Consider the following 11089-nt stretch of genomic DNA (forward strand, 5'->3'; position numbering starts at 1 on the left):
ACAGTTCGAATGATTTAGAAAATTATCGTGAATTAGAATATTTTTCTTGAGAAGAAAATAAAAAAACAAAATATTTACGGTGAAATTTCAATACCTTCATCAGTTGTCAGTAAATCTAGTGACTGCAACACTTCTAAGCGTTTAATTCCATCGGCATTCACCACTAAACGAGCCAGCTCATTATAGGTTTTTTTGTTAATTGTGACGCGGCGGCAAAGGTAAATGTGATACACCTTTTCACCAATAATCGCAGGCTCATCATCATTCACAGTGAGTTCTTCATAGCTAATATCAATATATTTTAGGAAATCCGAAATATTAAAACGCGTAATATCTGCGATTGATGATTGGTTTTTTTCAAACACGGATTGACGGTTATGTAGCAATACATCTTTGCGGTAATACAGGATATCTTCCATTCGCTGGACGTTAACTAAATTGACCCAATGCGATTTTTGCCGCATTTCACGGATATCTGGGGAAAGCATATTTTCATTAATAAAACGAAAAGACTCTTTACAAATACCGACTGGTGCTTTCACTCCTTCGCGGTAAATACGTAATTGCCGGTCAGGGATCCATTTTTGAAATAAGCGATACAGCTGCTCTCGACCTACTTCTTTCAGCCTATCTTTGAAGATATAGCCGATGACCATAGCCAAAAATAAGTTGGCACTTAAAGCCCCATATTTTCCTTGCCAGAAAAAGGCGATAACAGTTGCGAAAAGCATTGAAATTGCAGCAGCAATACCATAAATAGAGTGTAATAACAGGGGAAGTCCCCGCTTGTGGCGAATTTCTAAATAGAGATAGCGATTGATATATTTTTTCAATAAATTACGGCGATATGTGACTAATTCAGCATCCGTCTCATCACTAGGAAAACAATCAGGGTATTGTTTCTTTAGGTAACGCATTTCTTGATACCAGAAATGACGTATTTCTTCGCGCAATGGCATTTGCTTATCGGCTAATAAATCACGTAAATAATTCATGGTGTAATACGTCATGAATTCGTCACAATAAGAAAATGCATTGGAATGGATTGCTTCTTCAATTTTGGTTGACTGTGTTGCTAATTCCCGATAAGTACAGAGACATTTTGCGATGTTTGCCATGAACTCAGCTAAGTATTCAGGCGTTTGCCGTTGGGGATTTTGGCTTACCATTTTAACATTCAAACGAACAGTTCTTTTGAAGGTTAAAGCATAGCGCTTTAGCCTATTTTCATACTCGTCTAATGAAGGTAAGTTTTGTGGCGTACATTGTTGTAACCACTGTTTTAGTTCATCTAATGCCCCGTTTTCATCAGTCAGTGATGATAATTTTACGGTCGGTGGGCGCAGCCGAATATAGTTTTTGAGGCTGCGCTGGAGGTTTGATGCTGTGTAGAGGTCTGGGTTAATCTGTAATGATGAAGGCAAAAAGAAAAAGGTCTCTACTTGGTAACGGATCTCTTTAGACTTACGTGGAAACAACACTTTTTGTTTGATTTCAAACTGTTTTTTTCCATGGATCTTGAGAGATTCTTTAATCATATTTTCCTTCACACTGTTCTTTTGGCCAATATTCTATCTTTACCAAAGATAACTATTAAATCCCATGAGTGGCATAATGTAATGTGTCCATAGTATTAGTAGTATCCAGATAAGAATGAGTTGAATCATACCATATTTAAATGAGTCACCGGTTGAATATTGGTCAGTCAAATAACTGATATTAGCAGGCTTAGAGTTAAAATAGAGAACATAAACCTGATTAATCATAAACGCCATTGGTAAACAGAAGCCAACTAAATCCCAGTTATATCGTTGAGCAATGGCAATAATAATAGGGAATAAAATAATTGTACGTGCTGTTTTACTTTCACTAATCAATGTGGTGAGTGCAAATACTGCGCTTAATACAGCGAAAACAAGCAGTTTTCCAGTACCTTGAGGGTCTATGTTCCAATGGTCAAAGGCTTTGTGGACATAAAGGCCGACAATATCCGTCTGGTCCATCATACCACCTAATACGTAAGCACCAAAACTAAACATTAACATGTGCCATGGAATATCAGCATCATTCCATTTCATGACACCCATTGCTGGCAGTCGTGAAAAAGAGGGCATCAGGACAATACAAGCACCTGCTAATGCGACAACTTCAGCTCGTAAGCCTGTCCATTTACCCGTGGACCATAATAGTAAAACAAGAATAAATACGACCCCTGCTTTAATTTCACTGATTTTGACTTTACCTAATGCATTATATTCCGAGCGTAAGCGGTCCATGCCACCTTCGAGTTTCGGTGTTTTTTCTTCATCTGTAATCCTAAAAATAAACCGAGTCCCAGTCCACCATGCGACTAAACATTGAATGACAGCCAATGGGAATAGTGCAATAAACCAATCTTGATAAGTGACTAATGCACCTGCTTTTTCTAGCATTGCTGCCGCTAATAAATTGGCCGCAGAACCTGTTAAGAATGCGCTAGCGGAGACATTATTCGCCAGTAAGTTAAGGAGCACCATATTACGGCCAACATTGTTACGCTGAGCACCACCAGTGGCACCGTAGATAGCCGAAATCACCATAAATAATGGCAGCAGTAGTGCCGTTTTTGCCGAGGTTGCACTAATAAATGCACCAAAAATCAAGTTTAATGCCACAAAGCATAGGAATAACATGGTTAAATGATTTTTAGTTTTGAGTACTAGCATGAGTGAAATACGTTTTGCCAAACCTGTCGTAACTAATGCGCTCGCTAGGATAAAGCTGGCAATATTTAGAATCATGACGGGTTCACCCAGCATCGCGAAGGCAGGGCGCATTTTCATCACACCAGTAATGATAACGACAACAACGACAATTAATGACGTGAGATAATTTGGAATAGCTTCAGTGAGCCATAAAATCAGTGAAGCAACAAAAATCCCCATTGCACTATAGCAATGAGCTGCCGGAACTTTTGTTTGTGCTTCAAATACATCGATTGTCCCACACCATTGTAATTCGAAAAATAGAAATGAGAGAATAGCTAAAGGTACACCAATGAGTTTGAGATTTTGCATTAGTGCGCCAGCTTTGATATCACGGAATTTTTCTAATGAATAATTACGCATATCAAGTGGGTCAAAGCTTGGCTTACTATTTGCTGACATACATATCTCCTTTTATTATTATCATTCAAGGGTCGGTGTTATTTGACTCGACCCATATAGATGAACAACGATATGCATTACATAAAAGAGTTACATGCCAACAACACGCTTGGCGGCTTTCAAATAATTTTTATTAGGTAATTTGTTGATACCTAAGGCATTAATGACAGCTTGCATTTTTTCGTAATCTTCACTTTCACAACAAGCGGTTTCCATTAGTGCCCCATTGAACCAAACGCGTGCAAACTCACAAATAATGCCATCGACCATAAAGCCATAGCGCATTTTTTCAACGGTGACTGCATTGAGACAAGGGTGTTGGCGTACAATAGCTTTGAATTCCTCGATTTCATAGCTGTCTTTATCGAGAGGAATATCAACTTTAAGGTGAGATAAAATAATATTTAATTCTTCTTTTTTTACTGGAAATTGGAATTTGCCTTTCGGTTGGAATATTTCATAGCCCTCTTTTGTTTCACCAACTTTAACTTTAATATCTAATAACCCATCACGTACTTTTACATTGGCATCATTCGTTTTTTCAGATAAAAAATAAGTTTCTATTGGCATTTTTCGCGCAGCGTATAAGGTTGCTTTGACATCCCAAATTTTGGCTTCTATTTCGTTAATAAGGTCATGTCCAAATATTCTGAATTCTGCCCGAGGCACTATTTTACTTGCATCTTCTTCTGATATCGCAAAATTTTTAGTTAATGTATTCATGAAATTTCCCTTATTTTTTCCATGTGGTATAAGGATTAGCAACAAGATTAGAATTAAAATATTTGGGGTCTGAAGATATTTCGTCGCCTACCCATTCGGGTTTTTTAAAGGATTGGTTTTCATCGCTAAGTTCGACCTCAGCAACAATTAACCCTTCGTTAACACCAAAAAATTCATCTACCTCCCAAATTAAGCCATCGAAGGGGATTTTATAACGTTTCTTGTCGATAATGGGTTGTTCTGCTAATTGCATCAGCATAGCAACACAATCAGCATGGGGAATTTCATATTCATATTCAGTTCGAGTAATACCGACGGTAATTCCTTTAATTGTTAAGAAGGCTTTATCATCGATAGTTCTTATTCTAACGGTACGTTCTTTCTGGCTATTTAAATAACCTTGGGTGTAACGAACACCATTGGCTAATTCTCTCCATGAATCACCCGATACTAAAAATTTACGTTCAATTTCTTTAGCCATTATGATTACTCCTGAGAAGAACAAAGTGGTTAATTTTTATTATTAACCATGAGTTTTATTTAAAACCATCTTTGCACATTCATAGAGGAACCAAAAATCAGCAAGTTGTATGCGTAATATAAGTAAATATTATAGTTGCTTATCTGTTGTATAATTGATGCGATTTAGATATTTTCGGTATGAATAAGTTGCGCTATATCACTATTTAATGATATTTCGTCAGATATTTCGCGTAATAGCATAATAAATTGAAAAGCAGCTGCGGAAAGTGAACGATTAGTTTGATAAGTTAAATAATAATCTGCATCAACATCAAAGGCATTAATTTGTAGCTGGATTAATTTTCCAACACTAATATCATCGATAACACTTAAATAAGGCAACGCGGTAATCCCAAAACCACTTGCGACTAATCTTTTTGTCGCCTCTAAGTTAGTGACAGTAATAATAGGGGGAGGGGAATCATGGAGTGCAATATGTGCTTTTAGCCAATCTTCAATTTTAGCACGAGTGCGTGTTCCCTTTTCCCTCATAACGAGAGAAGCGTTTGTGAACTCTTCTATTGTTAATGGACGCTGAAGTTGTAGAAGTGGAGAATTGGGACCGACAACGGCGATATAGGGCTCCCGGTGTAAGAATACTTGGTTTACATTCGGCACAATAGGGACTCGGCCTGCTAAACCAATTTCGGCCTCTTGTTCTGCTACCCAATTCATCACTTGCTGGGAATTGCCGATTTTTATTTTTATATGAACCAGCGGATAGCGAGTATTAAATTGTTTTAGGATATCTGGCAAATAATAACTGCCCATAACAGCAGTTGCTGCAATTGTTAGCGTACCAGTTTGTAATAAATTTAAATCTTGAAAGACATGCTCTATCTCATCAAATAATGAAAATAACCTTTTAGTATAGTTATAGAGTACTTTTCCTTCACTGGTTAAGGTGATTTTTTTTCGGGAACGGTCAAATAAAGCAACCCGTAGAGAATTTTCTAAACCTTGGATTTGTTGGCTAACAGCCGGTTGGCTCAAAAATAAGATATGTGCTGCTTGAGTAAAGCTGCCACTTTTAGCCACGTAATGAAAAGTTTTAAGATGGTCTAAATTCATTCGACTGACAGTATTGTGAGTCATTTTTGTTTACCCGCGATGTCATATTTTTCAGCCCTGATCCGTTCTTTGAAATTATAAGTAGGTGTGAAACGGTTGCACAGAAAAGGAGTGATAATTTGTGACCGCACAGAGGATAGGGGGATAAATAATAGCGGTAGCGTGAAGTAATGTATCGAAAAAAGAATGGAATAGGGTTATTAGGGGGAAATATAACGAGGCATAATGATTATGCCCCATTATTGATTATTCTTCGTTAGAAGAACTTATTTTTTTGCAGCAGGGCGTACCGCTGTCACTTCGATTTCTACTCTCCAAGCTGGGTTAGCCAGTTTAGCGACTTGGAAGGTAGAACGAGCTGGCAGATTAGTAATTTTCTCAGACTCATAGAACTTGTTGTAACCAGCCATAAAGCCAGCGAAGTCCATAGTACCTTGAGTTTCTTCACCACCAACTAAGAATACTTGCATTTTAACAACGTCATTCATCGTCAAGCCCATACCTTCGAGGTTAGCTTGGATTTGTTTTAATACGTTGATTGTTTGTGCTTCGGTATTACCATAAGACTCTAAAACGCCTTCTTTTGCGTCAGCAGAGATTTTAGAAGGAACTTTTCCGCTTAGGAAAATGAGGTTGCCCGCGTTGATTTCTACTGATTCAGAGATAGGGAATCCTTTCACTGGAACGCGTTTAACATCATCGGCTGCATTCGCACTTGCTACACCTAAAATCAAAGGCAGAGAAAGCAATAAAGTTTTATAGCGCATGTAAACTCCTTAACATTATCAAAGTAAATAGGATCTATTAGTTTTATCAAAAATTAAACTTTCATGTAACTTTAAACTATTCGCTAATAGATCCACAGTAAAAATCGCTTTTTTTCCTGTTTTTTAGCTAAAACGGGAAAGTTTATACGGCGTAGGATCGATAAATGGTGTTTCGCCCATTAACAATTCTGCCGTTAATCGACCAGATGCAGGGCTTTCCGTCATACCCCAGCCTGTGGCGGTGTTGATGACTAGTCCTGGATACTGCTCGATTGTTGAAATAATTGGAATTTCATCATCCGTTGGTGCAACGGTACCACCCCAACGTTCAACCACTTTAGACTCTTTAAATACTGGGAATTCTTTTCTCAGTCTTTCCAGAACGCCATCTAAGTGTTCGTTGTTTGGTGTATTAGTTGCGGTACGGAACTCTTCAAAAGGTGTTTTCTCGTCTAAGTTCCAAGACGTTGCCATCATGAAGGAGTTGAATAAATCTTTACCAAGAGAGAACTCTAATGGTAATTCCCCGCCGCCTAATACGTGTAGGAATCTTGGTCCTAACAGGAAGCTGTCTTTTACGATAGAGCTAGTAAAGATACGTGGCGCAACGGCGTAGGTACCATCAGCTTGTTCACGGAAGTGAATACCGTTAGGTAAGTGGACGTTACCTTTTGGTGCGCCTGGTACGCCAGTAATACGCTGTTGTGATAGGTAAACGTTCAGTGTTGGAACATCAATGCCTAAGTTACCCATGAACAGACGCGACCAAATACCGCCCGTCAGAACAACACGAGAAGTTTTGATTGCACCTTTTTCTGTGACAACATCAGAAATTTTGCCGCCCGCCGTTTCAATACCACGTACTGCGCAATTGGTGTAGATGCGAATACCGATTGATTTTGCGTAGTTTGCCATGGTTGGTGTGACAACTTCAGGATCAAGGCTACCTGAGTCTTCTTCAAATCCACCGATTTTCCATGGAGTTTGTGCATCAACCAGACGATTCGCCAGTTCAGTTCCTTCAATCATACGGGTACGTAAAGGTGTATCGAAACCTGGATTTTCAGATGCAGATTTAATCCACGCTCTTGAAATTTCTAAATCTTCTTCGCTAGAAGGTACTTCAACACGGCCTTGAACACGGTAGCTGGTATCAGCACCGATTTTTTCGTTCATGCCAAGCCATTGAATTTTTCCGTAATGGTGTAAAGGGAAAATAGCTGGGGAAGTCTTATAACTGATAATTTGGCTATATGCACGGCCTGATTGCTCACCACCGACAACACCTTTTTCACAGATAACAACATTAAGACCTTTTTCAGCAAGGTTAATTGCAGTCATGATCCCTTGAAGGCCGGCACCGATGATGACTGCATCTGCAGACTCTGGTAATTTGCCTTCTGTGCCAGCAACAGCTGGTACACGTGATTTAGTCGATTCAAAACGACCTTCACGATTGATCATAGGAACAACCGCAGCACCCCCTGCTAAAACACCAGCAGCACCAACCCCTAATAATAGCTTTCTTCTCGAGATTTTCATCTATAACCTCAATAACAATCTTGTTTTTTATATAGTAAATAATTTCAAATTGAGATAATGATCTTATCATATATTTTGTAATTGTTAAGTGCCGGTAGCATTTGTTAATAAAAGTCATTGAAATGAAATGTGACGTAAATTGATGTGCTCAGTGCTGTAAAGGCTTTGTCGATGATTACTCTATTTTAGAGATGTAAGAATTAATATTTTTTAAATGTTAATGTCATTAAAAGTGTACAGGTGTAAATATAAATATTTCGCTTAAATAGTGTTATTAAGAGTGAAACCAAAATAAGGGATGAATATTTCATCACAGAAGAAAGTGCTGAATATCCCTTAAATGCTAAAGTGGGGAGTGAATATAAAAAATATGTTTTAAATGAAATAAATGAGTTATTTTTTGTTCGTTTGATTATTAATTATACGTAGAGTCAGAGCAATATAATTCATATTGATTTAAAAATACTCACTTATTTGTATGTATTTTATACATCTAGGTGGTGCTTTTTAATTTATTGATAATTATGATTATTTTTTTTTCATCTATTTTTTAGCGTAGTAATTGAGTGAGGGTAATAACCTAATTGTTATTAAGGTTAATAATCTTGATAAATTAACAAAGTGCATTTGTATATTACGAAAAACCAGTCGCTGTGATTACTTTGAGTATTATAGCTAAATAATTAGAGACTTTGGTTTCCACTACTGTGCAGCAAATGATTAAGATGCTGCAAGATAGAAATAAATTATTAAGAATATATTATAAAATAGTTTTTTTGGATGAATGAAAGAATTAAGAATAATAAAAAAATACATAATTATTCATTGAGTTAATAATAAAATGATTTATTAACCATTTTGTTTCAGGGTGTATATCATTAAGTTATTTTACATTATTAGTCGATACACACCTAAATAGTATCAATTACGAGTGATATATTCATTTCCTGTAGGAATTTGTGCAAAAAAATCAGCATAATCTTCGGAACGAACCTGTTGAAGAATGATGGAAAGCGCTGATAGCGGTGCTTCTGACCAGTCACTGCGAATATCAATATCTGGATATTGTCGGTTATTCCATACTTTTAATGCAGCGGAACGGATCCCTCTGTAATCACCACCTTTATCTGCACCTGCTTGCATGGCGATGAGTAATCGATCAGCCAGAGCTTGATGTGAGTTGTTATGGTAGCTCTGATAAATGGCATTCAGGACTTGCTCTCCAACTAACATATTTCCAGCAATGGCTAAGTTAGGCTCCGATAAACTTCCACACCAAGGTAAACAATTTTGGCCGGTCCAATCAGCTGTACCTCCATGATTATCAAGAATAATCAGCTGTCGTTGCTTCCGCTCAATATCTTGCGTTACAAGGTAGTCTAAGCTGTTATTTGCATTATGGCCTTGCTGCAAATATTCAATACCGGTTAAGCCTGCAATTGGGTTTGTCATTGCTTGAGTGGCGATGGCTCCCGTTTGGCTTTTACCGTGTAAGACTAATGCTCCAACCGCAGGACCACCTGTTGCCGTCGCTGCACCTATTTTTCCTGTCAATGGGCAGCGCGCCACAATTGAAAATGTCATTTTGCACCTCATAAATTAGACCTTGATCAAATTTATCATTATAAATTCTTGCTTGAAATATAATTTATCATCATAAATAAAGAAAAAGATAAAATTATTAACAAAATTGACACAAATCACACTTCACAATCATATGGCAATGTCAGTACTCGGGGAGGAGCGAATGAATATGCGTTTATGTAGGTGGATAGCCAGTTTTTGGCTTTTATGCTTTATTTCGCTACCGACATTGGCGGTGAACCACCCGAATGTTTTGTTATTAGGGCAAGTTGCAGAGCCGCAGTCATTAGACCCGCAAGTTGCAACCGCTGCGAATGATTCCCGAATTTTGGTTAACTTGTACGAAGGGTTAGTTCGTAATGCTGATGGCACATTAACGCTTGAACCTGCTTTAGCCCAATCATGGTCTATTAGTGATGATGGCCTCACATACACTTTCCACTTGCGTGAGAATATAAAGTTCCATGATGGCAGCCCCTTCAACGCGGATGCAGTCAAATTCACGTTTGAACGAATGTTGGATAACCAGCACCCGTATTACCATACTGGGCCATTCCCATTATCGTTTTTTTTCTCTGCGATAGACAAGATTACAACCCCGAATGACAAGACTGTGGTTTTTATCTTAAAAGAACCGTTTGCCCCGTTTTTATCAAACTTAGCCACACCCGCAGGGCTGATTGTTTCACCCGCAGCAGTAAAGCAATATGACAAAGACTTTAGTCGCCATCCCAGCGGAACAGGCCCCTTTAAATTTGATGAATGGACGGCAAACCAAAGGGTTGTCGTATCCGCTAATGAAGACTATTGGGATGGTAAACCCAGCTTACAACATGTTGTTTTTCGGCCTATTACTGACGCCAATACCCGGGTAGCCGAAATGTTATCAGGGGGGATTGATGCCATGGTTGAAGTCCCTGCTGATAATGTCCCGTTATTTGTTAATGACAACCGCTTCCATGTTTATGAAGCTGTAGGACCTCATGTTTGGTATGCCATGCTTAATGCGTCTCAGCCACCGTTTGATGATGTGCGTGTAAGGCAAGCAGTTAACTACGCGGTAAATAAAGAAAATATTGTGAAATATATTCTTCAGGACTCCGCAGGCGTTGCACAAGGACCAATTCCATCAGCTTTCGATTGGGCATTTGATGAAGAAACCAACGCTTACCCTTATGACCCTGAAAAAGCTCGCCAATTGATAGCAGAAGCGGGGGCACAAGGGCAAAAAATTATTTTTTATGTCACCGAAGGGGGCTCAGGAATGTTAGACCCGATTCCTATGGCTACTGCTATTCAAGCTGACCTAAAAGCGGTTGGTTTAGCTGTCGAAATTCAAACCTTTGAGTGGAATACCTACTTATCCAAGGTCAATGCAGGCCTCAAACAAGCGCATATGGCCGAAATGGCGTGGATGACGAATGACCCAGATACCTTACCTTTTTTAACCTTGCATAGCGCTTCTTGGCCGGATAAAGGCGGATTTAACTCCGGTTATTACAGTAACAAGCAACTGGATGAATTGTTAGATAAAGCGCGGGTCACAAATAACCTTGAGGAGCGCGCTCAGTTATATCGACAAGTTCAAAAAATTGTTCATCAAGATGCACCTTGGTTGTTTGTGGCGAACTGGAAGCAAAATGCGGTCGCTAATGAGCATGTTAATCATTTCAAATTGCAGCCTAATTTTAACTTATTACTTAAAGACGTACGTAAAGATTGATTAATTAATGT

The 11089-nt window shown here is 38.4% G+C and carries 9 protein-coding genes; 1 reads left to right on the plus strand and 8 read right to left on the minus strand.

The window, feature by feature from the left end; all coding sequences use genetic code 11:
• Positions 1–74: 74 nt before the first annotated feature.
• From PSE72_RS12675 to PSE72_RS12710, 8 genes are all read right to left on the minus strand, one after another.
• Complete coding sequence (locus PSE72_RS12675) at positions 75–1538, minus strand: hypothetical protein (RefSeq protein WP_198641688.1); 1464 nt, start codon at positions 1536–1538, stop codon at positions 75–77.
• Between the two features lie 39 nt (positions 1539–1577).
• Complete coding sequence (locus tag PSE72_RS12680) at positions 1578–3146, minus strand: SLC13 family permease (RefSeq protein WP_115168027.1); 1569 nt, start codon at positions 3144–3146, stop codon at positions 1578–1580.
• Positions 3147–3236: 90 nt separating this feature from the next.
• Positions 3237–3869: a hypothetical protein gene (locus PSE72_RS12685; RefSeq protein WP_115168026.1), complete on the minus strand. Its 633-nt coding sequence runs from the start codon at positions 3867–3869 to the stop codon at positions 3237–3239.
• 10 nt (positions 3870–3879) lie between these two features.
• Positions 3880–4350, minus strand: coding sequence for a CYTH domain-containing protein (locus PSE72_RS12690; RefSeq protein ID WP_115168025.1), 471 nt, complete (start codon positions 4348–4350; stop codon positions 3880–3882).
• A gap of 164 nt (positions 4351–4514) precedes the next feature.
• Complete coding sequence (locus tag PSE72_RS12695; protein WP_115168024.1) at positions 4515–5486, minus strand: LysR family transcriptional regulator; 972 nt, start codon at positions 5484–5486, stop codon at positions 4515–4517.
• A 242-nt stretch (positions 5487–5728) separates the two neighbouring features.
• A complete protein-coding gene (locus PSE72_RS12700) occupies positions 5729–6229 on the minus strand; it encodes a RidA family protein (protein ID WP_004259262.1) in 501 nt (166 codons plus the stop codon).
• A gap of 123 nt (positions 6230–6352) precedes the next feature.
• Positions 6353–7771: an NAD(P)/FAD-dependent oxidoreductase gene (locus PSE72_RS12705; protein WP_004907849.1), complete on the minus strand. Its 1419-nt coding sequence runs from the start codon at positions 7769–7771 to the stop codon at positions 6353–6355.
• Positions 7772–8692: 921 nt separating this feature from the next.
• Positions 8693–9355: a DUF1028 domain-containing protein gene (locus tag PSE72_RS12710; RefSeq protein WP_004907850.1), complete on the minus strand. Its 663-nt coding sequence runs from the start codon at positions 9353–9355 to the stop codon at positions 8693–8695.
• Positions 9356–9518: 163 nt separating this feature from the next.
• Here PSE72_RS12710 and PSE72_RS12715 point away from each other — a divergent pair, with 163 nt between their 5' ends.
• Entirely contained in the window at positions 9519–11078 is a 1560-nt protein-coding gene (locus PSE72_RS12715) for an ABC transporter substrate-binding protein (protein WP_115168023.1), read from the plus strand.
• Positions 11079–11089: the final 11 nt, after the last annotated feature.

This window comes from Providencia sp. PROV116 (assembly GCF_028482485.1).
In the GTDB taxonomy this organism is placed as follows: Bacteria; Pseudomonadota; Gammaproteobacteria; order Enterobacterales; family Enterobacteriaceae; genus Providencia; species Providencia rettgeri.